Here is a 26,762-nt window from a genome sequence, read left to right as displayed (position 1 = left end):
CGGTCCCGGGGCGTCCTCCCCGGACGCCCCGGGGCCGTCCCGCCGAGGGGAGACGTCACTCACACCCGGTTGCACTCAACCCGGGTTGAGTTACGAAGGTTGCGTTCTGCCTGCCGCCCGACAGGGGCGGAGTGACGGAGGTGGAACGTGATCGAGGCGTTGACCCTGACCGAGGCCGCGGAGGCGCTGCGGGACGGCACGGCGACCAGCGTCGGGCTGACCGAGGCGGCGATCGCCGCGGCGGACCGGTCCGACGCGGTGCTCGGGGTGTATCTGGCGCGGTTCGACGAGCAGGCGCTCGCGGCGGCCCGGCGCGCGGACGAGGAACTGGCGCGCGGAGTCGACCGGGGGCCGCTGCACGGCGTCCCCGTCGGCGTCAAGGACACGATCGCGGTGGCCGACGGCCCGACCACCGCGCAGAGCCTCGTCCTCGACCCGGCCTGGGGCGCCGGACGGGACGCGCCGGTCGTGGCCCGGCTGCGCGCGGCCGGCGCCGTGCTCACCGGGAAGACGACCGCTATGGAGTTCGGGTGCGGGCTCCCGGAGCCGGACGAACCCTTCCCGGTCCCGCGCAACCCCTGGCGGCACGGGTCCTGGGCCGGGGGCTCCAGCTCGGGTTCCGGCAGCGGGGTCGCGGCGGGGATGTTCCTCGCCGGGCTCGGCGGCGACACCGGCGGAAGCATCCGCATGCCCGCCGCCTTCTGCGGGGTGACGGGGCTGATGCCGACGTTCGGCCGCGTCCCGGTCGAAGGGTGCGTGCCGCTCGGATACAGCCTCGACCGCGTCGGCCCCCTGGCCCGCAGCGCCCGCGACTGCTCGGCGGTACTGGGCGTTATCGCCGGGACGGCCTCCTTCACCGAACCTCGCTTCGAGGGAGACCTGTCCGGAATGCGGGTCGGTGTCGTGCGCGAGCACCATTTCCCGGCGGACGGCGACCCGGCGGTGCCCGGCGCGTTCGAGGAGGCCGTGTCCGTCCTGGCCGGGCTGGGCGCGGTCCCGGTGGAGGTCGGCCTGCCCTACCGGCGGGAGATGGTCACCGCGACCTTCGTCACCGCGACCAGCGAGGGCCTGGCCTACCACCGCGCCGACCTGTCCCGCCGCTGGGACGACTACACCGCCGCCGCGCGCGGGCTGCTCGCCATGGGCGCGCTGGTGTCGGGCGCGGAGTACGTCCAGGCGCAGCGCGTCCGGCAGGTGGCGCAGCAGGCCGTCGACGCGCTGTTCGCGGACGTCGACGTGATCGTCTGCCCCACCGCGTCGATCGGCGCGCCGCCGTTCGACGCCCTGGCCGACGAGGCGGGCCACCAGGACGACGCGGGCGCTTTCGGGAAGATCCACACGCCGTACTGGAACCCGCTCGCCAATCCCGTGCTCGCGGTGCCGATGGGGTTCACCGCGTCCGGGCTGCCCCTGTCGATGCAGATCGCGGGGCCGGTGGCGGGCGAGGCCGCGATCCTCCGGGTCGGCGACGCCTTCCAGCGGAACACCGCCTGGCACCGGCGCACCCCCGGCCTGGACGCGGCGGCCACCGAACCGGCGGCGGAGGTGACCGCGTGACCACGCGCGACGAGAACCCGGGGGACCCAGGCACACGGCGCGCGGAAAGCGAAGTGGTAGTAGCAGGTGAGGGGCGCGCGAGCTCGCCCGATGAGGCGCGGCCTACCGCGGCAACCGAGGAGAGCGCGGTGTACCGCGACGTGACCGTGCGGGTGCGGAGTCTGCTTGCCGCCGCTTTCCTTCCCGCGGGCGAGAAGCAGGTCGCCGGGCTCGTCGCGTCCTATGCCGCTGCCCGCCCCGCCATCGACGGCCTGTTCGACGTGCCGGAGGCGCGCTACGCGAGCCCGGTGCTGGAGCGCCGCGTCTCCGCCCGGCCGGGCGAGCGCGACGAGGAGCCCGCATGAGGCCGCCGGTGCGGGGGCGGCGCGCCGCGGCGCCGCGGCGGGATGAGCACGTCCGGCGGCACGAGCGGCTGGTGATGGCGCTGGCCTGCGCGGGGTCGTTCGTCGTCATCCTGGACGCCACGATCGTGTCGGTGGCGCTGCCCGACATCCGTGGTTCGCTCGCGTTCTCGACCGCCGCGCTGCCCTGGGTCGTCAACGCCTACACGCTCGCGTTCGCGGGGTTCCTGCTGCTCGGCGGACGGTGCGCGGACGTGTTCGGGCACCGCGCGATGCTGCTCACCGGCATGTCGGTGTTCACCGGCGCGAGCCTGCTCGGCGGGCTCGCGGTAACGCCGGTAACGCTGCTGGCCGCGCGGGCGGTGCAGGGTCTCGGTGGAGCCCTGCTCGCGCCGGTGACGCTGTCGCTGCTCACCACGACGTTCACCGATCCGGCGCGGCGGGCGCGGGTGCTCGGCACGTGGAGCGCGGTCGGGGCGGTCGGCGCCGCGTCCGGCCCCCTGGTCGGGGGCGCCCTGACCGGGTGGGCGGGCTGGCGATGGGTGTTCTTCGTGGTGGTCCCGCTCGGGGCCCTCGCCCTGATTGGCGCCGCGCGAGGACTGCCGCGCCGCGACGCCCCGGGCCGCCGCCCCCGGCTGGACGTGGTGGGCGCCGCGCTGGCCACCGCCGGGCTGACCGGCGTGGTGTACGCGGTGACGCACGCCGCCGTCGCGGGCTGGACGAGCCTTGAGGTCACGGGAGCGCTAACGGGCGGTCTCGCCCTCCTCGGGGTGTTCCTGCTGCACCAGGCGCGCTGGTCGCGGGAGCCCCTGCTGGCGCTGGGCATCTTCCGCTCACGGGCCGTGAGCAGCGGAAACCTGGTGATGCTCCTGCACGGCCTGGGCTTCTTCGCCAGCCCGATCCTGCTGTCGCTGTACCTCCAGGACGTGCACGGTTGGACACCGCTGCGGTCCGGGCTCGGTTACCTTCCGGTCGGTGTCGCGATGTTCGCCGGGGCGCGGGCCGCGGGCCCGCTGACGGTCCTGCTCGGGCCGCGCCGCGCCGTCGTGACCTGCTGCCTGATCGGCGCGGCCGGGTTCGCCGGGGTGGCCTTCTTCCTCGGCGTGGACGGCTCGTACGTGCTCACGGTGGTGGTGTCCGGGTGCGTCTTCGGTTTCGGGACGGGTGCCGCGTTCACGCCGATCACGGTGGTGGCGACCAGCGGCGTCCCGCCGTCCCGGAACGGGCTCGCCGCGGGTGTGCTGAACACCGTCCGGCAGACCAGCGGGGCGATCGGGCTCGCCGTGATCAGCACGGTCTCGGCGTCGGCGGCGGGGAACTGGGCCGCCGCGCATCCCGGGCGCGGTGGCGCGGACGCCCCGCACGCGCTCGCGCACGGTCACACCGTCGCGTTCCTCGTCTCCGCCGGTTGCGTGGCCGCCGCCGCGCTGGCCGCGGCCCTGGTCATGCCCCGCTCCCACCGACCTCTCAGAAGGGCACGGGAACGGACTCCCGGAACAGCGGGCAGCCCTCAGGGGCGCCCTCGTGCCGGCAGGTGAGGAGGTAGCGGAGGTAGTCGCGCGCCGCGTCCAACCGGGCGATGTGCTCCTCCAGCGCGGCGATGCGGTCGTGTACGGTCTCCCGCCACCGCGGGCCGGCCTCGGCCCGGCGCAGCAGCACGCCGATCTCCTCGATGGACATCAGCCCGGTCTCCCGCCACAGCTTGATCAGCGCCACCCGGTACACCTGCTCGGGGTCGAAGCAGCGCTGCCCGGAGCGCCGGCGCGGCTCCAGCAGCCCGCGCCGTTCCCAGTAGTGCAACGTCGAGATGGGCACCCCGAACCAGTCGGAGACCGTCCGTATCGGCGTCAGATCGTCCATGTCCCCATTCTGCGTGCCCGAGACATCCTCAGGCGGCGGACGTCAGCGCGGCCACCCCGGGCCCGTCCAGCTCCTCCAGCGCCGTCCGCCGCCCGGAGATGACCAGCAGCAGCGCGAGCGCGGGTCCGCTCACCTCGGGTCCGTCACCGATCGACACCCCGGCGTCCGTGGCCGTCAGCCGGACGCGCGACGCCGTCTCCTTGGCGCCGCCGAGGGACGCCGACGTCCGCGCCTGCAACCGGAGCGCCCTGACCACGGCCTCCCGCGGATACTCGCGGGCCAGGCCCAGCGGCCGCCGGATGTCCTCCCCGTGCACGACCTCCTCGACGAGCCGGGTGTCGAGGGGCGCCGGAGGGGCCGAGGTGCGCGCGGCGACCCGGCGCAACCGCTCCAGTGTCACCCGCGGTGTCGCGCCCAGCTCGCGCTCCACACCGCGCGCGTTCTGCCGGTCGAAATCGAACCGCGCCCTGGCGAGCGCGACCACGAAACCGAGGCGCGTCGTCAGCGCCGTGTCGACCAGGTGCGCGGCGACCTCGTGCACCGTCCACTCACCGCAGAGGGAGGGCATCCGCCACTGCTCGTCCGCCAGCCCCGCGAGATCGTCGATGAGCGCCGCGCGCTCGGCGTGCACCATCGGCCACACATCGCTCTTCATGGTCTCCCCTTCACCCGTTCACGACGTCCACCACCTGAGACCGGCCGCGGCCCGAGAACTCATCGCTCGGCGGCGGAACCATCCGGACGGGCCGGTCGTCCGTCCATCGCGCACCCGTACGCGAAGATGGGCCGGCGCGGAAGGAGGGAACGGTATGGGCGATCAAGGAATGGTCACCGTCGCCAGCGCCTGGGGCGTCGGCGCGACGATCGACCGCCTTCAGGCCGCGGCCACCGGCGCCGACCTGCTGGTCTTCGCCCGGATCGACCACGCGGGCAACGCCGCCCGCGCCGGGTTCGAGCTGCGGCCGACCGAACTCCTCATCTTCGGCAACCCCCGCGGCGGGACCCCGTTGATGCGGGACCGGCAGACCAGCGGCATCGACCTTCCGGTGAAGGCCCTGGCCTGGGAGGACGCCGACGGCAAGGTGTGGCTGACCTACAACGAGGCCCGGTGGCTCGCCGACCGGCACGGGCTCGGAGCCGGAAGCGAGAGCGCGGTCGAGGCCATCGAGACGGGACTCGCGCGGCTCGTCCGGCACGCGACGGATCCCGCCGTTCAATAGACACGCCGCTTCGCCGAGGCATTGCGAGGTGAACATCTCCGATGGCGAAACCGCTGACGATGGAACTGCTCTCATCGCCCCTGCTGAGCCTGGACGAGATAGGGAGCGCGCTGACGGGACTCAGCGTCACGGTCCGTATCAGCACGAGCGGGGTCACCCACGCGCCCCAATGCAGGCAGGTGGGCAAGCGCACCCCGGCCGAGGAGACCATGACCGCGCGGGAACTGCGCGCACGCGGCGAGGTCCGTCCCTGCCGCACCTGCGGCGGTGCGCTGGTCGAGGAACTCTCCCGCGCCCAGGCGGAGCAGTTCGAGAAGCTGGTTCCGATCCTGGAGAGGCGGCGCGAGCAGGCGCGCGAAGCGGAACTGGCCCGGCGCGAGGAGGAGCGGCGGACGAGCCGCGCCGACGCGATCGACGAACGCGCGAGCGACATCGTGAACGGCTGGGATCGGGCGATCGGAAAGCGGCGGGCGTTCACCGGACCGGCCGAACCCCGAGTGGCGCTCGTCCCCTGCGACGACTGCGACGCCGAGGCCGCCATCAGCTTCGATCCAGGCTCTCTTGAGGTCTCCTACGCCTGCCCGTCCGACCCCGAGCACGGATTCCACGCATTGGGCGACGGCTTGAAACCGCTGGCACTGTGGCCGCACAGCGGGGCGAACCAATGGATCGCGCTCGGCCTGGTCGCGCCCGTGATAGCCGGAGATGACGACGCCTGGGCCGCCACCTACGGCACCCGGGCCGACGACTACCGGGCCACCCTTTCCGCGATGGAGGCGTTCGACCGGGCGCATCCGCCCCGGCTGCGGCTGGCGCCCGACGTCCGGTGCGGTGACTGCGGCGGTCCGCTGGTCCCCTCGCCGGAACGCGGAATGGGCCGCCGGCGGATCGAGGCGCACTACACCTGCGACAGGCGCCATGAGGACGGCAGGTTTCGGCACTACGAGAAGCGCGTCGTGGACGGGGAGATCGACTGGAGCCTGCACCGCAGGCTGCACGAGCATCCGTCGTGGGCGGCGGCCGCCGAACTGGAACCCGACCCCGAGGAGGTCGCGGCCTACACCGCCGAACTCGAAAGGAAGATAGCGCTGTTCGACGCCTGCGCCGGCGCGGCGAAGTCGGTCGACAACCTCGTGCGGATGCGGGCACGGCTGGTGGAGAGATTCGTCTTCGCCTCCAAGGTCCGCGACGAGGGCGCGCTGAACGCGGCGGGGCTCACGCGATACACCCCCTACGCCCACCGGTGGGCCTTCTCGGAACTCGCCCGTGCTTTGCTGACGAGCCGTGTCGACGTCAATGCGCAGTTCGTCACCGTCGCCACGCCCTTCGACGAGGGGACGCCGCTGCGACGACTGCTCCGCACCCGCGAGATCAGAGGCGAACTGGCCGACCTGCGCGAGCGGCAAGAGGAACTGGAACGGGAGTTGGCGCATTTGGAGGCCGAATCCTGACCACTGGCACTTCGGCGACCGTCCATCTGAAGGGCCCCGGCGTCCATGGGTCATCACGGTGGTTACGTCGGAGGTAATCGCCTCCGAGTGAGTCGCGCTGCCAAGGTTGGCCTCGTCCAACCCGAGGGAGGCCGACCATGTCCGATACAGGCACGCGCGCCGCGGTCGAGGAACTGCTGCGGCGGATCGGTGAAGGCGATCCCGAGCGAATCGCCGCGATGTACGCCGAGCACAGCGACTGGAAGCTGGACTGGCCCGAGGCCGAACACGGCCGTGCCGCCACACCCTGGATCCGGCACCGGGCCACCCGTGCCGATGCCGCCGCCCATTTCAGGGAGATCGCCGAGCATCACGTCCCCGAGGATGTCGCCACCGAGGTGGAACGCGTCCTGGTGGACGGTGCCGACGCGGTGGTGCTCGGCGAGATCCGGCAGACGGCCCGTTCCACCGGACGCGCCTACCGCGCCCGTTTCGCCCTGCACCTCACGGTCGAGAACGGCCTGGTCACGCGGCACCATGTCTACGAGGACAGCCTCGCCGTCGCCCAGGCGTTCGCGCCCTGATCCCTCTCCGCCATGTGGCGGGCATCGGCGGAAAGTCGTACACCGACGCGGTGAACCGGTCCTCTTTCCGCCGATCCGGGAGAACACATCGGCCGATGCGACGGCCGCGCCGGGCGGGCGAGCCTGACGGGGTGACCAACGACAACACGCCATCTCGGCGAACAGTTCTGCGCGGCGCCGCCCTGACCGCGGCGACCATTCCCATCGCCGGAGCGGCCCCTCCCGCCGCCGGTTCGTCCCTCTCCCGAAAGCGAACACCGGTCACGGTCGGCCCCGGCGATCCCCGCTACGACTCGCTGGTGTTCCGTGGCTACAACCGGCGGTTCGAATGCAGGCCGGACCAGATCCGAGTGGTCGGCTCCACGCAGGACGTCATTCTGGCCGTCGACGAAGCCGTGCGATCGGGTCGGCGCATCGCCGTTCGCAGCGGCGGCCACTGTTTCGAGAACCTGGTCGACGACCCCGCCGTCCGCATGCTCGTCGACATGTCCACCATGACGGACGTCCGGTACGACCGGCGCCGCAACGCCTTCATGGTCGAGGCGGGCGCCACGCTCGGCGAGGTGTACCAGCGGCTGTTTCTGGAGTGGGGCGTCACCATTCCCGGAGGCACCAGCGCGGACGTGGGAATGGGCGGCCACATCTGCGGCGGAGGTTATGGAGCGCTGTGCCGGGTGCACGGCCTGACCGTCGACCACCTCTATGCCGTGGAAGTCGTCGTCGTGGGAAGGGACGGCAGGGCCGCAAGCGTCGTGGCCACCCGAGAAGCGTCGGACCCGAACCACGACCTGTGGTGGGCGCACACCGGAAGCGGTGGCGGAAACTTCGGGATCATCACTCGCTACTGGTTCCGTTCGCCGGGCGGCGACCCCGCCGAACCACTGCCCCGGCCGCCCTCCACCGTCCTGGACTTCTCGCTCGACTGGTCCTGGGACGAACTGGATCGGGACACATTCGTGCGGCTCCTGCGCAACTACGGAGAATGGACGGAGCGCAACTCCGCCGCGGGTTCACCCGCCGCCGCCCTCTACGGCGAGTTCACCCTCACCAGCCGGCCGACCGAGACCATCACGCTGTCCGGCCAGGTGGCCACCGACAAAGGCGCGCGACCTCTGCTGGACGACCTTCTGAAGGCGCTCGGCCGGGGCGTCGCCGCCCGACCGGCGCGCCAGATCTCCACCCTTCCGTGGCTCCTCGCCGCCACCAAGGGATTCGGCGGCGGCCCCGGGCCCTTCCACCGCGTCAAGATGAAGTCGGGGTTCCGGCGCCGCCGCTTCACCGACAAGCAGATGGCCGTCGCCCACCACCATCTGACCCGGACCGACTACGGCCATCCCTACGGGCATCTGTTCATCAACACCTATGGCGGCCGGGTCAGCACCGTCTCCCCGAGCGCGACCGCGATGGCGCACCGTGACTCGACCTTCCTGGCGGGTTTCCTCGTCGGCTGGGACGACCCGTCCGAGGACGCCAGGCACCTCGGGTGGATCCGCGAGTTCTACCGGGACATCTACGCCGGCGGCGGTGGCGTGCCGGCCGGAGCGGACGACGAGGGCGCGTTCATCAACTATCCGGACACGGATATGGCCGACCCCGAGCAGAACACGTCGGCCACCCCCTGGCACGCGCTCTACTACGGCGACGGCTACTCGCGCCTCCGGCAGGTGAAGCGCCGCTGGGATCCGCACGACATCTTCCGCCACGCTCTGTCGATATCCTCCGGCTGACCGTTCCGCGAACAGTGGGCACCGGGCTCTACCTGCACGACGTCCCCCGGACCTGGCCCGGCGCGTGCTGGACCACGACGCCGCGCTGTCCGCGGGGATGGACATGGCCCGCGCGGGGCGCGAACCGTGGCCGCCGCCCGCCTGGCCGGACGTCCCGACGCGGTACCTGCTCTGCCGCGACGACCGCTTCTTCACCCCCGACTTCGTGCGCCGCCATGTGAGGGAACGGCTCGGCATCACCCCCGACGAGATTCCCGGCAGCCACATGGCGATGCTGTCCCGGCCGCGCGAGCCGGCCGACCACCTGGAACATGTGGCCATGCCGACAGGGGCTCCGTCCGAGTGAAGCAGGGGCGTGAAGCCCAAACGATGACGCGAATCAAGGGCATATTCCCAAGACGCCGATCAGCAACATCTGACAAAGGGAGGAATGCGGCCCGCTCGCATCTCCGGCCCCCTTCCACCGGACCGGGCGAGCGGTCGAACGCCTGATCAAGCGCCGGTGAACCCCGTCGCAATACCTCGCGCGCACGCAAACTCGGTGATCTCGGCCAAAGCCATCGCCGTACTTTGGAAGCGTGAAATTTCAAGGACGCCGGGCGCGTCCCCGACGCGTCCCGTGTGCCGCCGCCGGCCGCGATATTTGTGACGACGATCTTGCTTCCAGATGGTCTAGATCTAACAAACTCGTATCCGGACCCTGGCTTCGCTTCCCGATGCGAATTGGATCTTGAGCGAAGCCCGGGTGCGCTGTTAGCTTCAGCCGGTGGGCGACATGCGTGCGCAGGCGGCGGCCATCGCGGACTTCGCGGCGATCCTTCGAGAACTTCGTCAATCGGTAGACAACCCACCGTTCCGGGAGATGTCGGGACGATCAGGGGCGATCTCACACACAACCCTGCACGAGGCCACGAAGGGTAACCGGCTCCCGAGTTGGGGCACGACCGTCGAGTTCGTCAAGGCGTGCGGCGCGGACCCGGCCACCTACCGTGCACGCTGGGAGGAGGCGAACTCGACGGTCAGGTCGGTGAGCACCAGGCCGAAGACGGCGGACGCCGAGGACGAGCCCGCGGCGGACGCCCCCGACGAGCGTCCGCCGGACGAGCGGGCGACCCTCACGACGGACGTCGCGAAACGTCCCGCCGTCCACATCGCCCTCGGACCCGGGCTTTCCCGGACGGTGAGCGCGGCCGTGCCGCCCCCGCCCGCCGAGATCCTGGGCATCGTCCCACCGCCTCGGCCCGCCCCGGCAGGCCGGCGGCGGAGGCCGGTCGTGATCGTGCTCGCGGTGGCGGTCGTCGGCGTGGGCGCGGCGGTCGCCATCGCGATCTCCGGCCACCGCGCCTCCGGGCCCGACGAGGACGGGGGCGAACCGCCCGGAACCCTGTCCAAAGCCGCGCTCACCCCGGCCGACTGCCCGGTGCACGTGTCCAATCCGGCGCCGGCACCGCCCGCGCACAACGGCGACGCGGCCGTCTTCATCGCGGACGTGACACTGCCCGACTGCGCGCGAGTCGCCCCGGGAAAGACCGTCACCAAGATTTGGCGGCTCAAGAACGCTGGAACGGTCCCCTGGGAGGGGTACTCCCTCCACCGCCTCGACCTCCCGCAACAGGCCGATCAGTGCCAGACCATTTCCGATGTCCCGATCGACGACACCCGTCCGGGCAAGGAGGTCGACATCCGGACCGACATCACCACGCCGAGAAAGCCCGGCCTGTGCTATGTGCGGTTCAAGCTGGTGGACGCCGGCGGAAAGGTCGCCTTTCCCGGGAACAGGCCCGTCAACTTCCAGGTCATCGTCGAAGAAGGAGCCCTGGCTCCCCGTCCGGGGGGACGGGCCGGGGAGCCAGGGCCGGGCGGGTTGCGGATCTCAGGACAGGGCGATCCTGCTGTAGTACGCCTTGAGGATGCTGGAGTAGCTTGAGCCCGCGTTGGCCTTGTCACGCGAGCCGTACTGCGACATCCAGTCCCCGGTCACCCAGCCGCCGCACGCCGTGGTCGTCGAGCAGTAGTGGGCTTGGAGGATCTTTCCGTCACGGGTCATTCTGGTGCCCCATGTCGCGTCCACCGCGGCGTTCGTCGAGGCTTTCGCCGAGCCCGGCTTGTACACCTGGCTCGACGTGGTGTCGTAGACGTCGAAGCACTGGCCGCCCGACGTCTTGCGCGTCGAGTGCAGCGCCCAGTACCAGCCGTAGCTCTTGACCGCCATCGCCCCCGCCTTGAGGGACTCGGCCGGCCAACTCGTCACCCATTCGTTGGGCAGGACGTTCTGGACGTAGGTCTTGAACGCCACCCGCTCGACACGGTTCAGCGACACCCGGTAGACGAGGATCGTCGAGGGCAGTTCGCTGTTCGAGCCGTCGGTCTTGCACCCGGTCGGCGGCGCGGAGTCGAAGAGCTGGTGCGAGGCGTTCTGGTTCTTCAGGGCGGAGTTCAGGTTGCCCTTGGCGCCCGCCGCGAAGTCCTGGGAATTGCCGTCGTAGTCGCTGTTGTAGTAGACACGGACGATCTTTCCGGTGCGGTTCCATACCGAGGCGGCGGCGTTCTTGACGCATTGCCCCTGGCCCGCGCCCGGCCCCTTGAAGTCGTAGCAGGTGGGTTGCGTGGTGCCGTAGTCGGCGACGGACCCGGTGAAGTCCGAGACCGATCCCTGGTTGTCGCTGTTGAAGTAGTAGCAGAACTCGCCGTCGTCGCACACGCCGTCACGGCCCGCCGCCGAAGCGGACGCCCCCGGAATGGAGACCGTCCCGCCGAGCGCCATCGCGGCGGCCGCCACGAGCCACATGGTTCGTTTCGACACAGTTGCCGTCCTCCGCTGTCCCGGCGCCCTAGTGGACGTTGTAGCCCTGGGAATTCCAGAACGAGGTCGGGTTCGGGTTGTCGAGCGTGTAGTCGTTGACGCTCTTGGCGGCGTGGGTCTGGCGGCCGAGCCGCATCTCGACGTGGGTGTGCGCGCCCGAGCTGGAGGAGATGCCGCGCCACGCCTCGTCGGCGATGACCTGGCCGCGGCCGACCTGCTGACCCACGGCCAGCGCGGACCGCGGCGCGGAGTGCAGGTAGATGACCGTCTTGTTCAGCGAGGAGTTGTAGACGGAGATCGTGGAGAGCCCCGAACCGCCATTGGCGCCGCGCGCGATGTAGATGACCTCGCCGGACACCAGCGCGTGCACGTCCGACCCGATGCCGCGGGCGATGTCGATGCCCTCGTGCCGTCCGGGGGTGCTGGTGTAGCCGTCGAAGCCGCAGGTGATCGAGCCGCCGCTCAGCTCGTAGAGCCCATAGGACATGTTCGTCCGCGTCGACGGGTTGAACTGGTGCGAGGCGTTCTGGTTCTTCAGGGCGGAGCTCAGGTTGCCCTTGGCGCCCGCCGCGAAGTCCTGGGAGGCGCCGCCATAGTCACTGTTGTAATGCACCCGGACGGTCTGACCACTGCGGTTCCACACCGAGGCGGCGGCGTTCTTGATGCACAGCCCCTGGCCGGCCCCGGGGCCCTTGAAGTCGTAGCAGGAGGGTTGCGTGGTGCCGTAGTCGGCGACGGATCCGGTGAAGTCCGAGACCGAACCCTCGTTGTTGCTGTTGTAGTAGTAACAGAACTCGCCGGCGTCGCACACGCCGTCACGCGCGGACGCCGAGGCGGCGGAGGTGAAGGCGACCGCCGTCCCGCCGAACGCGATCGCGGCGGTGGTCGCGGTGAGGATCCTCTTGAGCGTTCTCATGCTGTTCTCCTTGTCCGTGGGGCTTGGGGTACGGATGGGTCAGCCGAGCCGGTATTCCTCCCAGGTGCGGATCGTCAGCCTCGGCCCGTCGTCCGGGCCGCGGTTCGCGAGCCCGTTCATGCCGAGGTAGTAGTCACCGACCTGGTGCTGTGCCTGTGCGGCGAGGTCGGTGTCGCTGATGGCGACGGCGTGGATGTGCCACGGCCAGTCGCCCTGCTCGGGGCTGCGCACCCACGCCGCGAATCCGACGCGGCGCAGGGTGCGGGAGACATAGGTGCGGGTGGCGGCGCTCATTCCCTCGACCGAGATGTCGACGACGCCGCCGCCGTCATGGGTGCCGGCGGACGTCGGGTCTCCGCCCGGGTTGTAGGAGCCCTGGTCCAGCGCGAGATCCCGGCCGAGCAGCCTTTCCGCCTCGGCCAGCATGCTCTGCGTCCGGGTATTGATAACAGCGTCCCCAACGGAAACGCGGGTCCCCGGGCCGATGATGTGGTTGACCGTGAAACGCCCGGTTCCGAGCTTGGCGAGCGAGGTCTTCCCCGGCAGCCCCGAGGCGTCGATACCGCTGTAGCCGAGCGACTTCTGGTAATCGGCGAACGCGGTGATCGTCGTGGTGCCGAAATAGCCGTCCACCCATTTGGCGTCCAGCAGGTTCCGGTCGCGCAGGGCCTCCTCGACCAGCAGCACGCTGGCCTTGGCCCCCGGCGTCAACGTGCTGTCGGCGCGCCGCGGATCGATCTGGGCCGCCTTCACGGTGGCCGCCATGTCCACGCCCGGCAGGGCCGTGCCCCCGGCCGCCCGCGCCGCGGTCCCGGACGCCACGCCCAGAGACCCGATCAGCGCGGTCGCCGCAAGGGCGGCGGCACATGAGGATAGTTTCATCGTCCCTCCTGGTGGCGGGCGTGGGGAGGAGCGGGGCCCGCCGGGGACAAACGTCACGGATCACTCACGTGTCCACAAGATGATCACTGTTGTCAGCCTGTACGCCGAACACCCCCGTACAGGCCCGACCCAAGATCTGACAGCCGCCCCACCACGAAATCTCCGACCCGAACCCCGTGTTCACCCAGGCCAACAGCAGCCCACCCGGCCCAACCCAACCGACGCGCCCCCGCTGGACGGGTGGGGGGTTATGGGGGAGGGGTCAGGGCGTTGCCCAGGGGGTGCGGGTGTAGAAGGTGCGGCCGACGGGCGGGCCGTTGCAGAACCAGGAGGGGACCAGGGTGAGGCCGGAGGCGGATGACCGCCTGTGGCGGCGGGTGCGTTTGTCGGGCTTGAATACTTCGCGTTGAGTGTGTGTGTTTCGCGTTTCATCTTTGGGCGGCCATATCGGGGTCGCGTCCGCGATCGTCTTGCCGTTCCTTTCGGATGGGTAAGGACGGGTGGGGGTGGTCCAGTGGCGATCCAGGTGTCGGTGTGCGGGCCCCGCGACTGCACCGCTGACGACCGCGGGCACGCCCGCGAGGTCGGACGGCTGCTCGCCGGACGGGGCGCGGTGGTGATCTGCGGCGGCTACACCGGTGTGATGGCCGAGGTCGCGGCCGGTGCGGCGGCCGCCGGTGGGACGGTCGTCGGGGTGCTGTCGCGCGCCGACCGGGAGGGCGCCGGTCCCGACCTCACCATCGCCATCGCGACCGGGATCGGCGAGGCCCGCAACAGCGTCATCGTGAACAGCGGCGACGCGGTGATCGTCATCGGCGGGTCCTGGGGGACCCTCTCGGAACTCGCGCTCGCGAAGCGCCGGGGCGGCGTGCCCGTGGTGCAACTCGGCGGCTGGCGGATCGTGGACGCCGCAGGTGACGTGGTGCCGGGCCTCCGCTATGCCGACACGCCCGCCGAGGCGCTGGCGCGAACCGGGCTGTGGGACTGAACGTCCGCCCCGGCGGACGCGGCGCGGGAATCCCGGCCTCGGCGGGGGCGTTAGTGCGCTGGTCAGCGGCAGTTAGTGAAGGGCTCTCCGTGCGCGCTATACAGATCGACCGGTTCGGCACCCCCGACGTCCTCCGTCTTGTGGAGGTTCCGGAGCCCGAACCGGGTTCGGAGGACGTGCTTATCCGGACCATCGCGTCCAGCATCAACCCCGTGGACGACAAGACGCGGGAGGGCGCCATCGGGGACGGGACTCCGCCGCTGCCGACGACGCTCGGCTGGGACCTGGCCGGGATCGTGGTCGAGGGCGGCGGCAGCGGCCTGCGCGCCGGGGACCGCGTCATCGCGATGTCGCACCAGCTCGGCTCCGCCCGGGGCACCTGGGCCGACCTGGTCGCGCTTCCGGCGCGGTCGGTGGCGGCCGCGCCGGGGGCGGTCAGCCTGAACGAGGCCGCCACGCTGCCGCTTCCCGGGCTGACGGCCTCGCAGACGCTGGACTGGCTCGCGGTGTCCGCCGGGGAGCGGCTGCTGATCGCCGGTGCGGCGGGCGCGGTCGGAGGGCTGGCGCTGCAGATCGCCCGAGCGCGAGGCGTCAAGGTCGACGCCCTGGTCTCCCGGGAGGCGCAGGTCGGTTTCGCGCAGGAGCACGGCGCCGATCTCGTCACCACCGACAAAAGCGCCCTTGAGGACCGTGGCTATGACGCGGTCTTCGACACCTTCGGGGCCTTCGTGACCGGGGCGGTGGCCGACGGCGGACGGTACGCGTCGATCGCCACGCAGGCCGGTCCGGTTCCGGATCTGTCCGCGCGCGGCGTCCGGACGACGGTCAACCAGGTGCGCGAGGACGGCGCGGGGCTGAACGAACTCACCCGGCTCGTCGACCAGGGCGCGCTGCGGCCGCGTGTGCACTCCGCCTTCGGCATCCACGAGATCCAGGCCGCACACGAGCGCTTCCGTCGGGGCGGCCTGGCCGGAAAGATCACCCTGGCCTTCTGACGGCTCCGCCCGACCGCGTCCTTATACGATTGCTTCATCGTCGAGACCACTCGTGGCTGAGCGGAGCCGACATGGGCGGGAACCGTGTGGTGGAGCAGGAGCTCGTGGCACATGTCTTCGCGCCCCTGGACGGTCCGGCGTCGGCCGCCGCGCTCACGGCCCTGCGCCGGATCTGGGAGCGGTGCGCCGACGTGCTCGGCATGACGGAGCCGGTCCCCTCCACCGGCCTCCGCGACACGGTCCCGCCCTCCCTGAAGCGCGTCCCGAACGGCGCCGTCGCGGCGCGCGAGCATCGCGACCACGACCTCCAGATGGTGTTACGCCGCGAGCACGACGTCCTCCATCTCGTCCTTGTGTCCGCCGCGCCGCGCGGCGGCACGCCCGGCCCGGGTTGGGCCGATCACGAACGGTTACTGGGCCGGGTCCTCGGCCCCACCGACGTGTTCATCGGAACGGCGCTGCTCGCTCTCGGCAAGACCACCGGGAACGGCGTCCCGCCCGAGGAGGCGCCGGGCTGGTCGAGGCAGCCCGCCCGGCTGCCCGGGGGGATCGTCGCCTGGGAGTACGGGCCCGCCGCCCAGCCGACGGCCGACCGCCGCATCCGCGTGCTCGGCGCGCCCGACCAGGACGATCTGCTCAGCGCCTGGACCTGGTCGCGCGGCACCGCCGACGACATGCCCTTCCTCGGCCGCTACCTCATGCACATGGCCAAGAGCCGCTACCAGATGCGGGTCCACGCCACGTTCCCCGACGTCAGGGACGTCTGCGACCGGCTCCGCGACGGAGCGTCCGACGCCCTCTCCCTCGCCCGGTCCCTCGGTCAGGGCGACGCGCTCGCCGACCGCCTGGCGGAACTGGGCCTCGACCAGGCCAGGGCGAGTGGACGCGTGGCGGAAGCGAAGACCATGCGCCGGACGGTCGAGATCGCGCTGGACAACGCCGCCGCCGTCCTGGGGCCGGGTACCGCCGAGTCCGGGTTCGTCGCCGACGACCTCCGGCTCGCCCGCTGGTTCCGGCAGCGGCTCGACGACGAGATCGCCTACCTGGACGCCGCGTCCGAGGCCGGACGCGGGCTCTGGCGGCTCGACGCACACGCGCCGGGCCGCGCGAAACGAAGGAGGGCCGTGGAGGAGCCGACGATCGGTATCGTCAGCGCGCTGCCGGAGGAGTTCAACGCCGTCCGGGCGTTCGTGCGGGACGCGCGGCGGCGGAACGTGGCGGGCGACCGCGCCGACTACGTCGTCGGGACCATGACCGGCGCGGACCCGGACCGTCCGCACGGGGTGGCCCTGACGCTGATGGGGGACACGGCCAACGACGCGGCCGCCGACGCCTGCGCCAACCTGGTGCGGAGCTTCCCGACGGTCGGCTACGTGCTGATGGTCGGCATCGCCGCGGGCGTGCCGGACCCCGGGCACCCGGACCGGCACGTCAGGCTCGGCGACATCGTCGTCTCCACGTGGGGCGTCATCGACTACGACCACGTGGTCGACCGGCCCGACGGCCTGTCGCTCCGGCAGCCCTTCCCCCGGCCGTCGCCGCTGCTCGTCCGCCGCGCCAGGTACCTGGAGGCCGAGGAGCAGCTCGGACGCAGGGCGTGGGAGGACCTCCTCGCCCGGGGAGCCGCCGTCCTCCAGGGCTTCGACCGCCCGCCGGACGCCACCGACGTCCTGTACATGTCGGACGGCGCGCAGGCCCCGACGCCGCACCCCGACCGGGCCGCCAGCGGGCACCGGCCCGGCCACCCGAAGGTGCACTACGGCTTCGTCGGCAGCGCCGACCGCGCGCTGCGCAACGCCGCCACCCGCGACCGGCTCGCCGCCGAGCACGCCCTCCGCGCGGTCGAGATGGAGGGCAAGGGCATCGGCGTCGCGAGCTTCTCCAGCGGGCTGGAATGGCTGGTGGTCCGCGGTGTCAGCGACTACGGCGACACGCGGACCGACCGGACCTGGCGCAGGTACGCCTCACTCGCGGCCGCCTCCTACGGCGCGGCCCTGCTGGCGGAGTGCCCGCCGCTCACCCCGCGCGGCGGACGCACCGCCGAGGTGTCGGCCCGCGCGCCGGACGGCGTCGAGACGGCATGAGCCCGGCCACGGCCCTGATCGGTGTCGGCGTGGCGGCCCTGGCCTGCGCGCTCCTCTGGTGGCTGCGGCGCGGGCGGCGGACCGGTCCGGGACGGCCGCTCGACAGCGGCGAGATCCGCTACTTCAGGTTCACCGCGGGCGCGGGCGAGCGCTACGTCGGCATCGTCTGCGGCGACATCCGGCGGGCGCGCTGCGCCGAGGTCTGGGTCAACTCCGAGAACACCAGCATGGAGATGGCCCGCGTCGAGGAGTTCTCGGTGTCCAGCATCGTCCGCTACGAGGGGGCCCGGCGGGACGCCACCGGGCAGGTGGTCGAGGACCTGGTGGGTCATGAGCTGGCGCGCGCGACGGCCGGGCGCGCCCCGCTGCCCGCCGCGACCGCCGTGATGACCGGCGCGGGCATGCTGGCGCGCGGCGGGGTGCGCCGCGTCGTCCACGTCGCGGCGGTCCAGGGCGAGCCCGGCGGCGGGTTCCGGCAGGTGCGCGAGATCGGCCGGTGCGTGACCAACGCGCTCGCGGAGGTCGAACGCGCGGACGCCGACCCGCCCCTGCGGAGCGTCCTGTTCCCGCTGCTCGGCGTGGGGCAGGGCGGCGGCGACGTCGAGCGGACGGTCCGGGCCATGCTCGGCGCGGTCCTCGACTTCCACCGCACCCGGGCGGCGTCCGGCCTCCAGGTCGTCTACCTGCTCGCCTACACCGACCGTGAGCTGGCCGTATGCGACCGGGTCCTCGGCGGCGACCGGAACCTGCGGCGGCTCGGCGCGGCCCCGGAGGGCATCGCGCCGCCGTTCGCGCCGCCGTTCGCGGAGGACGCCGCCGCGGCGAGCGCCGTCAGGCCGCCGTCCGGCCGCAGGAGCCTCCAGATGGGCTTCGTCGTGGACGTCATGGGGTACGGGCGGCGCGGCGTCCCGGCCCAGGAGCGGGTGCAGGAGCGCCTGGCCCGCCTCGTCGCCGGGGTCCTCCGCGACTGCGGCGTCTCGATCGACACGGCCGACAAGCAGTGGACCGGGGACGGGTTCGTCGCGTTCCTCCCCAGCACCGCCGACCCGACGGCGGCGCTCCCGCAACTGCTCGCCTCGACCGCGCGCAGGCTCGCCGCCGACAACGGGGCGGAGCACGACCGGGTCCGGCTGCGCATGGCGGTGGGCATCGGACTCATCGGCCCGAGCGTGGCGGGATTCTCCGGTTCGATGGTCGTGGGCATCAACCGCCTGGTGGACAGCCCGGAGCTGCGCGCCGCCGCCGGGGAGCGGGCGGCCGACCTCGCCGTGCTGGTCTCCGACCACCTGTACGACTACGTGATCAAACCCGGCTACCTCGGGGGCGCCGCGGACGAGTTCACCAGGGTCCACGTCCAGGTGAAGGAGTTCGCCGAGCAGGCGTGGCTGTGGACCCCGCCGAAGACTCCGGAGGACGCGTGAGCTCACCGGAACTCGACGCCTCGGATCCGCTCAACAACGCCGTCGCCTACGCGCGGATCGGCAAGCGGCTGATGGACGACCATCAGGAGCTGGAGGCGATCGGCTGCTACGAGGAGGCGGTGCCCTGGGCGGAACGCGCGCTCGCCGAGCGTGAGGAGGACCGGGCGGAACTCCTGCCGTTCCTCCAGTACCTGCACGACGTCCTCGGGAACCTCATGCTGCGGCAGAGCAGGCTGGACGAGGCCGAGACGCACTTCGGGCGAGCACTCGACATCGCCACCGGGATCGACGCCGGAAGCGCCGACGTGGCGAAGTTCACCAGCAACCTCGGTTCGGTGCACAAGCCGCGCGGAGAACTGCGCGAGGCGCTCGCGCTGTTCCGGAAGGCGGCCGAGATCGTGTCCGCCCTCAGCCCCGTCCCGGACGCCTATCCGTCCTATCTCAGCAACGCGGGCACGGTGCACCTCGCGCTGGGGGAGCTGGACGAGGCGCTCGCCCTGTTCCGCCGGGCCCTGGAGGTCGACCGGAAGACCGACCCCGGCGCGGCGGCGACCGACCTGAGCCTGATCGGCTCGGTCCTGGTCGAGTACGGCGATCTGGACGCGGCGCGCACCCACTACGAACTCGCGCTGGTCATGCAGCGCGAGCTGGACCCCCGCTCGCCGGCGACCGCCCGCGAACTCGTCAACGTCGGCTACGTGCTCCGGCTCGGCGGAGACCTCGACCAGGCCCTGCGCTACTACTACGGCGCGCTCGACATCGACGAGGCGCTGGCCCCCGGCTCCACCGAGACCGCCACCGACCTCGCGAACATCGCGGCGATCCACCGGCGGCGCGGCGAGGACGGCCGGGCGCTGGACGCCGTCGAACGCGCGGTGGAGATCAGCCGGCGGGTCGTCCCGCGCTCGCCGTCGCTGGCGAGCCGGCTGAGCACGCTCGGCGGCCTGCGGCTCCGCGCCGGGGACCGCGCGGCCGCGCTCGCCGCGTTCCGCGAGGCGCTCGACATCGACCGCGCCGCCGCGCCGCGCTCGCTGGAGACGGCCCGCGACCTCGGCAACCTCGGCGGCTTCCTGATCGACGAGGACCTGGCCGCGGCCCGGCGGCACTGCGAGGAGGCGCTGTCGATCTACGCCGAGTCCGTCCCGGACTCGCCCTCGGCCGCCGTCGTCCACGGCAACCTCGCCGTGATCGCCAGAGCCGAGGGCGACCTCGACCAGGCCCTGGCCGCCGCGCGGCGGGCGCTGGACATCACGCGGCGGGCCTCCCCGGCGTCCGAGTCGACCATGATCGACCTGGTGAACCTCGGCGTCATCCACGAGGGCCGCGACGAACTGGACGCGGCGCTGGACCGCTACGCCGAGGCCGTCGAGATCGTCGAGTCGCTGCGCGCCCGCGCCGGGATCGGGACGGCGCGCGAGAGCCTCTTCGCCGAGCACCAGACGCCGTTCACCGGGCTCGTCGCCCTCCTGGTGCACCGCGGCGGCCCGGGGGATCACGACCGCGCGTTCCACGTCTCCGAACGCGCCCGCACCCGCGCGCTCATGGACCTGCTCTCCGAGCGTCGCCTGGAGATCCGGGCCGAGGACCCCGCGCAGGAGGCGCTGCTGGCCGAGGAGCAGGACCTGCGCACGCGCCTGGCCGTCCTGCACGAGCAGAGCCCCGGGCAGCGCGAGTACCGGCGCGTGGAGGAGAGGCTTGAGCGGGTGACGCTCCGCATCCGCGACGAGCTGCCCGGCTACGCCGCCCTGAAGGAACCGGAACCGCTCGACCTGCCCGCCACCCAGCGGCTCCTGGACGGCGGCACGCTGCTCCTCGCCTACCACCTCGCCCCCTACGGCTGCGCGGTCTGGGCGATCACGCGCGGGACCTCGCGCGCCGTCCACATCAGGGGCGGCGAGGACCGGATCAAGGAGCTCCTCGACCGGGCCCTGGCCCGCTACCGCGAGGGCGCCCTCGGCGACGAGGCGACGGAGGCCGCCCGCCGGGAACTGGCCGGGCTGCTGCTCGGGCCGGTCGCGCCCGAACTGGACGCGGCGCGCCGCCTCGTCATCGTCCCCGGCGGCGCGCTCGCCTACCTCCCCTTCGAGATGCTGCCGTTCCGCGACGGGCCGCTGGGGGACCGGGCGGTGGTCTCCTACGTGCCGTCCGCCACCGTCCTCGGCGAGCTGGCGGGCCGGACGCGGCGTCCCGCGGGCGGGCCCTTCCTCGGGGTCGGGCTGGAGGAGTCGCTGCCCGGCACGCGCGAGGTCGCCGAGATCGCGGCGGAGTACGGCGGCGGCGCCCGCGCCCTGCTCGGGCCGGACGCGACCAAGGAGCACTTCGCCCGCGAGGCCGGCGGGCACCGGATCGTCCATCTGGCCACCCACGGCGCCATCGACGACCACGAACCGCTCTACTCGGCGCTGTCCTTCACCGGCGGCGCGACGCTGCGGGTCTACGAGATGTTCGGCCTCGACCTGACGGCGGACGTCGTCGTCTGCTCGGCCTGCGACACGGCGGTCGGCCCCATCACGCGCGGCGAAGGGCTGGTCGGCATGAGCAGGGCGCTGTTCTACGCCGGCGCGCAGTCCCTCGTGGTGAGCCTGTGGCCGATACCGGACCGCCCCACCCGCCGGCTGATGCGCGCCTTCCACCGGCACCTGCGGTCCGGCGCGCGCCCCGCAGACGCGCTGCGATCGGCCAAGACGGAGGTCCGCGCCTCCCACCCGCTGGTCTACCGCGACCCCTACACGTGGGCCGGATTCGTCCTCCTCGGCGTCCCGTGACCTCGTAGCATCCCTGGTGTGGAGCGATGGCCTGAGACGTCCGTCCGGGAGGAACTGCTCGACCTCCTGAACGAGATCCCGCGCTGGCGCCTGCCCGACGACCGCTGGGACCGCACGGAACAGTACCTCCGGGCCTTGGACGACGCCCTCGCGGCACGCGACATCGCCGAACTGGACGCCGCGGCCGCCGGGGTCGAACTGTGCTGCGCCCGGCGCGTCACTCGGCTGGGCGAACCGTCCACCGTGCCGCCGCCCGAGCCGGTGCTGGAGCGGGTCAACCAACTGATCCACGCCCTGGAGCCCACCGCCCCGGAGACCCCCGAGGACCCCCTCCCGGAACCCCCGCCCGTCCCCTCCTGACCGCCGCGGTCTAGGCGCGCTCGGACAGGTGCCTGACCACGGCCGCGAAGTCGGCCACGGACCGGCCCGTGGTGCCCACCGGCCAGCACATCGCGATGCGCAGGGGCGAGACGTCCTCGATGGGAAGCCAGGTCAGGTCCGGTCGGCCGTAGTGCAGGGCCATCGACTCCGGGCTGATGCAGATCGCCACGCCGGACGCCACGTGTTCGAGCATCTCCTCGACGTTGTCGTTCTCCGGACCCCAGACCGGCTCGCGCCCGTCCGGGCGCGGGTTCACCGCCCACCAGTCGACCCACTCCCTGGGCGCTCGCCGCGTCCACATGAGCGGCTCGTCGCCGAGGTCCAGGATCGACACGCGGTCACGAGCGGCCAGCGGATGCCCCGCCGCCAGGCCGACCATGCGCCGCTCGGTGGCAACGACCTCGGTGTGCAGCCCGGTGGTGTCGGCGGGCAGCCAGACGAAGGCGACGTCGACCAGCCCCTCGCGCAGCGCCATGACCTCCCCGCCCCACTCGAAACGCTTGGGCTCCACGGAGGAGCCGGGGTGCCGCCGCATGAACTCGGTGTAGGCGTGGGTGGCCAGCGCGCCCGCGCCCGACGCCTCGAACCCGACCCGCAGGATGCGGGACCTGGCGGCGGCCACGAGGCGCGCGGAGCGCTGTGCCGCCTGCCAGTCGGCGATGAGCTGCCGGGCGAGCGGCAGGAACGCCTCGCCCGCGGCCGTCAGCAGCACCTCCCGGCCCGTCCGTTCGAACAGCGGCGTGCGCAGATCCTCCTCAAGCCGGCGGATCCGCCGGCTGAGCGCCGGCTGGGAGATGAAGAGCCGCTCGGAGGCGCGGGTGAAGTTCAACTGCTCGGCGAGCTCGATGAAGAAGCGCAGGGAGCGGGTGTTCACGTCCATGCGCAACCTCCCTGGCCGGGCGTTGATCTATGCGTTCACTGTATGGGCCGCGGTCCCGGACCCGTGCGGCGAAGCCGAGTGTCCGCTGCGGTCGGGACGGCGTCGACGCCGTGGGTGGACGACCGACCGGCTGACGCCAGCTATGCGGTTATTGCATGGCAGAAGGTCTTGGACGCGCCGGGCGGCTCCGCGTTTTCCTGAAGGCGCGAGGAGCCCGATGTCTGAGGGCTCCCTACCGACCCGGCTCGGCGGGAGCCCCCCGCGCCTGCCGGGCCGGGTTCATGAAGCTCGTCCAACCAGAGGTGAAGGGTCATGCGATTCAGCGGGCAGGTCGGCTTGGCGGCATTGGTGTTGGCGTTGGCGGCGGGCTGCTCGGGAACGGCCCGGCCAGGCCGTGCGGACCCCAGCGGAAGCCCGGCTGCGCCACCGGCCGACAGGGCGGCGGCCGAACGCATCGCCCAGCGCTTCGTCGAGGCCGCCAACGCCGGCGACCGCAAGGGCGTGGCCGCCGTGTTCGCCGAGGACGCCCGGTTCGACAGCGCCGGCCGGATCTACCGCTCGCGCGAGGAGATCATGACCCGCTTCCTCATCCCCGAGGTGCTCGACGCGGGCGGCCGCTACAAGGTCACCCGAAGCCGGTGGGACGGAGAGCGCTACCGCGTGGACTACGACTTCTCCACCGGGAGCGGGGGCGGCGAGAGCTTCTCCTACGCCTTCCTGGTCCGCGACGGCCTGATCCGCGACGTCCTCGGCCGCTACCACTGACCTTCGATCGCCGTAGGAGTGCACGTGAGCACCAACCTCGCCGTCCATCGGGACGGCGAACGGGTCGGCCGACGCACCTGGGCGGCCCTGGTCGTCCTCGCCGCGGGCCTGGCCATCGACACCGGCAGCGTGGCGGTCGTGAACGCCGCCCTGCCGGTGATCGGCCGGGAGCTCGACATGGACGACGCCCTGCTGCAATGGACGATCACCTTGTACGCGGCGGCCTTCGCCGGCTTCCTGCTCTTCGGCGGCCGGGCGGCGGACGTGCTCGGCCGGCGGCCGGTCTTCGCCCTCGGCATCGGCGTCTTCACCGTGTGCGCGGCGATCGCCGCGGCGGCGCCGACGGCGGAGGTCCTCGTCGTCGCCCGCGCCGGTCAGGGGCTGGGAGCCGCGCTGTCCGGCCCGGCCTCGCTCGCCCTGGTGACCCAGCTGTTTCCCGAGGGTCCGCTCCGCGACCGGGCCCTGGCCGTCTACACCTCGGTCGGCGCGTCCAGCTTCAGCGGCGGCCTGGTGCTGGGCGGGGTCCTGACCGACGCGTTCGGCTGGCGCGCGGTGTTCGCCGTCCTCACCGCGATCGCCCTGGCGGTGTTGCTGGCGGTGCGGAGCCTCCTGCCGTCCGGCACCCGGGAAAGGCAGAGCATGGACCCGCAGGGCGCGGTCCTCGCCACCTCCGGCCTGGTGGCCGCCGTGTACGGGGTGGGCAACGCGGCGACGAACGGATGGGCCGATGCGCGGACGTGGGCCCCGATCGTCGTCGCGGTCGTCCTGCTCATCGGCTTCGTGTTCTGGGAACGGCGCACCGCCGACCCCCTCCTGCCTCTGACGATCTTCCATTCCACACCGGTGCGCCGGGCGACGCTGGCCGCGGTGGCCTTCTTCACCCCGGTGCTGGGCCTGCTCTTCTTCGCGCCCCTCTACCTGCAAGGGATGCTGGGCTACTCGCCGCTGGAGTCGGGGCTGGCGATCGTGCCGATGGGCCTGATCGTCATGGTCTCCGCCAACGTGGCGGGCCGCGTCCTCGCCCGGGTGGGCCAGCGTCCCCTGATCGTCGGCGGCCTGCTGCTCATCGCCCTCGGCGTCGGCGTCCTCTGGGCGCGGACTCCCCTCGGCGGCGGCTACCGGGCGGACGTCCTGCCCGGGATCGCCGTCATGAGCGTGGGGCAGGGGCTGGCGTTCGCCGCGCTGACGGCGGCCTCGCTCACCGACGTCCCGCAGGCCCGGCACGGTGTGGCCGGCGCCCTGAACGTCACGTCCCAGCAACTCGGCGGCAGTCTCGGCGTCGCCGCCCTGGTGACGGTCGCCCATGCCGCGGGGTCGCCCGGCACCCCGTCCGGCGTGCTCGACGGCTATCACGCCGCCTATGTCGCGGGCGCCGCCGTCGCGGTGCTCGGTGCCCTCGTGATCGCGGTCCTGCCGTACGGCGGCACCACCCCGTCCAAGAAGAAGGAGTGACCGTGTCCGACCTCTCCCGCGCGACCCTGCTCCGTGGCCTCACGGTGGCCGGAGCGGCCGCAGCCATCGCCACCCCCGCGGCGTCGGCCGAGCCCCCGAAGGAACATCCCAACGTCACCCTGATCCGCGGTTACTACGCCGCCTACGCCAAGAACGACCTCCGGGCGCTCCGTGAGCGGTTCTTCGCCCCGGACGTCACATGGACGATTCCCGGCCATCACCCGCTGGCCGGGACGATGAAGGGGGTCGACGAGGTGCTGGCGTTCTTCGCCCAACTCGCCCGCGCCGGATTCCAGGCCGAGACGATTTTCCTCGCGGCGGACGGCGACTGGGTCGTGGACCTGCACCGAGGCTGGAGCACCAAGCCGAAGGGCCTGGACATCACCTGGGCCCTGGCGTTCCGCATCGAACGCCGCCGGATCGCCGAGGCCGTCAACTACCCCGGGGACCAGCACGCGGCCGATGCCTACTTCTGGAAGAACTTCCCGCTGACGAACATCCCGCAACGCCTACACCCAGGCGAAAGGCCGTAACACCGTGGCTGGACGGCCACCCCGCAGCCGTCCAGCCACGTCGCGGAAGCGCTGCGAGAAGACGACCCGACCACCACCACAAGGCGATACCTGACCGGGATCACAGGCACCGAGGTCCTCGGACGGTAGGGGCGTGCGCGACCTAGGAGTGGGTGAGGAGTTCCGGGTGGCCGTAGTTGGTGGCCCAGATGACGTGGCCGCCGAGGGTGGTGGAGAGCCCCTTGATGAGGTTGTGGTCGGCGCGGTGGTGTCCTGGGTCCAGCGGACGCCGTTCCAGTGCAGCAGCAGCACCCCGTAGTGGCCCCCGAGATGGTCGTAGGTGGAGCCGCCCGCCCAGACGTCGTCCGGCGCGCGCGCCGTGACCTTGTGCAGCGAGCCGGTAGGGGTCGAGGTGGGTGAGGGGTGGTCGAACGGGCTGGGGACGATCCGCCATCGCGTCCCGTCCCAGTGCTCGGTCAGCGTGCCGCCCCGCTGCCCGGTGCCGGTCGTGTAGCCGACCACCCAGGCATCGTTCGCGCCGATGGCGACCACTGACCGGGGCAGCGCGTAGGTGCCGTCGGCGTGGCCCGGGACCTGCTCCATGGGCACGGCGCGCCACGCCGCCCCGTCGTAGTGCGTCGCGAACAGCGAGTTCGGGGCCTGCCCGGGGTTGCCGTAGGTGCCGATCGCCCAGATGTCGCGCGACGAGCTCCCGCTGATCGCGGTCAGCGGGGAGTGGAGCCCGGTGCCGGGGACGGGCACGGTGACGCGGCTCCAGCCTTCGCCGTCCCAGTGCTCGGCCAGGGCGGTGGTTCGTCGCAGCCGACCGCCCACGCGTCGTCCGGCGCGAGCGCCGCCACGCCCCAGAGGGCCGCGTACCGGCCCCGAAACTCCGGGCTGGGGATGATGTTCCAGCTCACGCCGTCCCAGTGCTGGATCTGCGTGACGAAGTTCTTCCCAGCGGGAGGGGCGCCTCGCCGGCCGACCGCCCACGCGTCGGACGGCCCGGCGTCGGCGATCGCCTCCATCGTCCCGCCGCCGTCCGGCGCCGGGACGTTGCGCCAGTCCCGGCCGTCCCAGTGCGCGAAGCCGCGGTCGCCGCCGAGGGCCCAGGCGTCGGTGTCGCTGAAGCTGCTCACCGGACCGTTCACACCGGTCGCCGGCGAGGCGGTCCAGCCTTCCGCGGCCCGCGCCGCACC

The 26,762-nt window shown here is 72.4% G+C and carries 26 protein-coding genes; 18 read left to right on the top strand and 8 right to left on the bottom strand.

Annotation, left to right across the window (positions count from 1 at the left end):
- The first annotated feature begins 147 nt into the window (after positions 1-147).
- From GNZ18_RS02315 to GNZ18_RS02305, 3 genes are read left to right on the top strand one after another with little or no spacing between them, the layout of a single operon-like run.
- The gene (locus GNZ18_RS02315; protein ID WP_312874253.1) at positions 148-1,557 is read left to right on the top strand and encodes an amidase; all 1,410 of its coding nucleotides are present in this window, start codon (positions 148-150) and stop codon (positions 1,555-1,557) included.
- Positions 1,554-1,901, top strand: coding sequence for a hypothetical protein (locus GNZ18_RS02310; RefSeq protein WP_156214386.1), 348 nt, complete (start codon positions 1,554-1,556; stop codon positions 1,899-1,901). The genes GNZ18_RS02315 and GNZ18_RS02310 overlap by 4 nt, the downstream gene beginning before the upstream one ends.
- A complete protein-coding gene (locus GNZ18_RS02305) occupies positions 1,898-3,436 on the top strand; it encodes a DHA2 family efflux MFS transporter permease subunit (protein ID WP_156214385.1) in 1,539 nt (512 codons plus the stop codon). The genes GNZ18_RS02310 and GNZ18_RS02305 overlap by 4 nt, the downstream gene beginning before the upstream one ends.
- Here GNZ18_RS02305 and GNZ18_RS02300 read toward each other — a convergent pair.
- Together GNZ18_RS02300 and GNZ18_RS02295 are read right to left on the bottom strand one after the other, a co-directional pair.
- On the bottom strand, positions 3,366-3,758 hold the full coding sequence (locus tag GNZ18_RS02300) for a helix-turn-helix domain-containing protein (RefSeq protein WP_156214384.1): 393 nt from the start codon (positions 3,756-3,758) through the stop codon (positions 3,366-3,368). The two genes, GNZ18_RS02305 and GNZ18_RS02300, sit on opposite strands and share 71 nt — an antisense overlap.
- Before the next feature lie 28 nt (positions 3,759-3,786).
- Positions 3,787-4,413 (bottom strand): maleylpyruvate isomerase family mycothiol-dependent enzyme, encoded by a 627-nt coding sequence (locus tag GNZ18_RS02295; RefSeq protein WP_156214383.1) that lies wholly within the window; start codon positions 4,411-4,413, stop codon positions 3,787-3,789.
- Positions 4,414-4,567: 154 nt separating this feature from the next.
- Here GNZ18_RS02295 and GNZ18_RS02290 point away from each other — a divergent pair, with 154 nt between their 5' ends.
- From GNZ18_RS02290 to GNZ18_RS02265, 6 genes are all read left to right on the top strand, one after another.
- Complete coding sequence (locus GNZ18_RS02290) at positions 4,568-4,978, top strand: DUF302 domain-containing protein (RefSeq protein ID WP_156214382.1); 411 nt, start codon at positions 4,568-4,570, stop codon at positions 4,976-4,978.
- 41 nt (positions 4,979-5,019) lie between these two features.
- Positions 5,020-6,429, top strand: coding sequence for a zinc ribbon domain-containing protein (locus tag GNZ18_RS02285; RefSeq protein WP_156214381.1), 1,410 nt, complete (start codon positions 5,020-5,022; stop codon positions 6,427-6,429).
- 137 nt (positions 6,430-6,566) lie between these two features.
- Positions 6,567-6,992: a nuclear transport factor 2 family protein gene (locus GNZ18_RS02280; protein WP_156214380.1), complete on the top strand. Its 426-nt coding sequence runs from the start codon at positions 6,567-6,569 to the stop codon at positions 6,990-6,992.
- A 131-nt stretch (positions 6,993-7,123) separates the two neighbouring features.
- Complete coding sequence (locus tag GNZ18_RS02275) at positions 7,124-8,719, top strand: FAD-binding oxidoreductase (RefSeq protein ID WP_216651123.1); 1,596 nt, start codon at positions 7,124-7,126, stop codon at positions 8,717-8,719.
- Positions 8,720-8,783: 64 nt separating this feature from the next.
- Positions 8,784-9,065, top strand: a complete 282-nt coding sequence (locus GNZ18_RS02270) for an alpha/beta fold hydrolase (protein ID WP_246249333.1) — start codon at positions 8,784-8,786, stop codon at positions 9,063-9,065.
- 516 nt (positions 9,066-9,581) lie between these two features.
- Positions 9,582-10,646, top strand: coding sequence for an NBR1-Ig-like domain-containing protein (locus GNZ18_RS02265; RefSeq protein WP_156214378.1), 1,065 nt, complete (start codon positions 9,582-9,584; stop codon positions 10,644-10,646).
- Here GNZ18_RS02265 and GNZ18_RS40690 read toward each other — a convergent pair.
- Genes GNZ18_RS40690 through GNZ18_RS02250 form a run of 3 tightly spaced genes read right to left on the bottom strand, consistent with a single transcriptional unit; the run spans position 10,593 to position 13,320 of the window.
- Positions 10,593-11,522 carry a SpoIID/LytB domain-containing protein gene (locus tag GNZ18_RS40690; RefSeq protein WP_173390613.1) on the bottom strand — a complete coding sequence of 310 codons (930 nt, stop codon included), beginning with the start codon at positions 11,520-11,522 and terminating at the stop codon, positions 10,593-10,595. The genes GNZ18_RS02265 and GNZ18_RS40690 overlap by 54 nt on opposite strands.
- A 28-nt stretch (positions 11,523-11,550) precedes the next feature.
- Entirely contained in the window at positions 11,551-12,438 is an 888-nt protein-coding gene (locus GNZ18_RS02255; protein ID WP_156214377.1) for a peptidase inhibitor family I36 protein, read from the bottom strand.
- Between the two features lie 39 nt (positions 12,439-12,477).
- Positions 12,478-13,320 carry a peptidoglycan-binding domain-containing protein gene (locus GNZ18_RS02250; protein ID WP_156214376.1) on the bottom strand — a complete coding sequence of 281 codons (843 nt, stop codon included), beginning with the start codon at positions 13,318-13,320 and terminating at the stop codon, positions 12,478-12,480.
- Positions 13,321-13,834: 514 nt separating this feature from the next.
- Between GNZ18_RS02250 and GNZ18_RS02245 the strand changes: the two genes are divergently transcribed.
- The 6 genes from GNZ18_RS02245 (at position 13,835) to GNZ18_RS02225 (ending at position 21,933) form a co-directional block, all read left to right on the top strand.
- On the top strand, positions 13,835-14,308 hold the full coding sequence (locus GNZ18_RS02245; RefSeq protein ID WP_312874252.1) for an SLOG cluster 4 domain-containing protein: 474 nt from the start codon (positions 13,835-13,837) through the stop codon (positions 14,306-14,308).
- A gap of 89 nt (positions 14,309-14,397) precedes the next feature.
- Positions 14,398-15,303, top strand: a complete 906-nt coding sequence (locus GNZ18_RS41685; protein ID WP_312874251.1) for an NADP-dependent oxidoreductase — start codon at positions 14,398-14,400, stop codon at positions 15,301-15,303.
- 71 nt (positions 15,304-15,374) lie between these two features.
- Positions 15,375-17,387, top strand: a complete 2,013-nt coding sequence (locus GNZ18_RS02235; RefSeq protein WP_156214374.1) for a CATRA conflict system CASPASE/TPR repeat-associated protein — start codon at positions 15,375-15,377, stop codon at positions 17,385-17,387.
- Positions 17,384-18,808 carry a macro domain-containing protein gene (locus tag GNZ18_RS40685; protein ID WP_173390612.1) on the top strand — a complete coding sequence of 475 codons (1,425 nt, stop codon included), beginning with the start codon at positions 17,384-17,386 and terminating at the stop codon, positions 18,806-18,808. The genes GNZ18_RS02235 and GNZ18_RS40685 overlap by 4 nt, the downstream gene beginning before the upstream one ends.
- Complete coding sequence (locus tag GNZ18_RS02230) at positions 18,805-21,573, top strand: CHAT domain-containing protein (RefSeq protein WP_173390611.1); 2,769 nt, start codon at positions 18,805-18,807, stop codon at positions 21,571-21,573. The genes GNZ18_RS40685 and GNZ18_RS02230 overlap by 4 nt, the downstream gene beginning before the upstream one ends.
- A gap of 18 nt (positions 21,574-21,591) precedes the next feature.
- A complete protein-coding gene (locus tag GNZ18_RS02225; protein WP_156214372.1) occupies positions 21,592-21,933 on the top strand; it encodes a CATRA system-associated protein in 342 nt (113 codons plus the stop codon).
- 10 nt (positions 21,934-21,943) lie between these two features.
- Here the strand turns inward: GNZ18_RS02225 and GNZ18_RS02220 are convergent, their stop codons facing one another.
- On the bottom strand, positions 21,944-22,834 hold the full coding sequence (locus tag GNZ18_RS02220; RefSeq protein WP_156214371.1) for a LysR family transcriptional regulator: 891 nt from the start codon (positions 22,832-22,834) through the stop codon (positions 21,944-21,946).
- A 312-nt stretch (positions 22,835-23,146) separates the two neighbouring features.
- On the opposite strand from GNZ18_RS02220, the gene GNZ18_RS02215 reads away from it, so the two are divergent.
- Genes GNZ18_RS02215 through GNZ18_RS02205 form a run of 3 tightly spaced genes read left to right on the top strand, consistent with a single transcriptional unit; the run spans position 23,147 to position 25,584 of the window.
- Positions 23,147-23,599, top strand: coding sequence for a nuclear transport factor 2 family protein (locus GNZ18_RS02215; RefSeq protein WP_156214370.1), 453 nt, complete (start codon positions 23,147-23,149; stop codon positions 23,597-23,599).
- Positions 23,600-23,623: 24 nt separating this feature from the next.
- Positions 23,624-25,051 (top strand): MFS transporter, encoded by a 1,428-nt coding sequence (locus GNZ18_RS02210; protein WP_216651122.1) that lies wholly within the window; start codon positions 23,624-23,626, stop codon positions 25,049-25,051.
- Positions 25,052-25,053: 2 nt separating this feature from the next.
- A complete protein-coding gene (locus GNZ18_RS02205) occupies positions 25,054-25,584 on the top strand; it encodes a nuclear transport factor 2 family protein (RefSeq protein ID WP_214616218.1) in 531 nt (176 codons plus the stop codon).
- On the opposite strand, the gene GNZ18_RS02200 is transcribed toward GNZ18_RS02205, so the two are convergent.
- Positions 25,561-26,325, bottom strand: coding sequence for a hypothetical protein (locus GNZ18_RS02200; protein WP_156214369.1), 765 nt, complete (start codon positions 26,323-26,325; stop codon positions 25,561-25,563). The two genes, GNZ18_RS02205 and GNZ18_RS02200, sit on opposite strands and share 24 nt — an antisense overlap.
- Positions 26,289-26,702 carry a hypothetical protein gene (locus GNZ18_RS02195; protein ID WP_156214368.1) on the bottom strand — a complete coding sequence of 138 codons (414 nt, stop codon included), beginning with the start codon at positions 26,700-26,702 and terminating at the stop codon, positions 26,289-26,291. The genes GNZ18_RS02200 and GNZ18_RS02195 overlap by 37 nt, the downstream gene beginning before the upstream one ends.
- Positions 26,703-26,762: the final 60 nt, after the last annotated feature.

The organism is Actinomadura litoris, from assembly GCF_009733595.1.
GTDB classification, from domain to species: domain Bacteria; phylum Actinomycetota; class Actinomycetes; order Streptosporangiales; family Streptosporangiaceae; genus Spirillospora; species Spirillospora litoris.
This window is presented reverse-complemented; position numbering and strand designations above follow the sequence as displayed.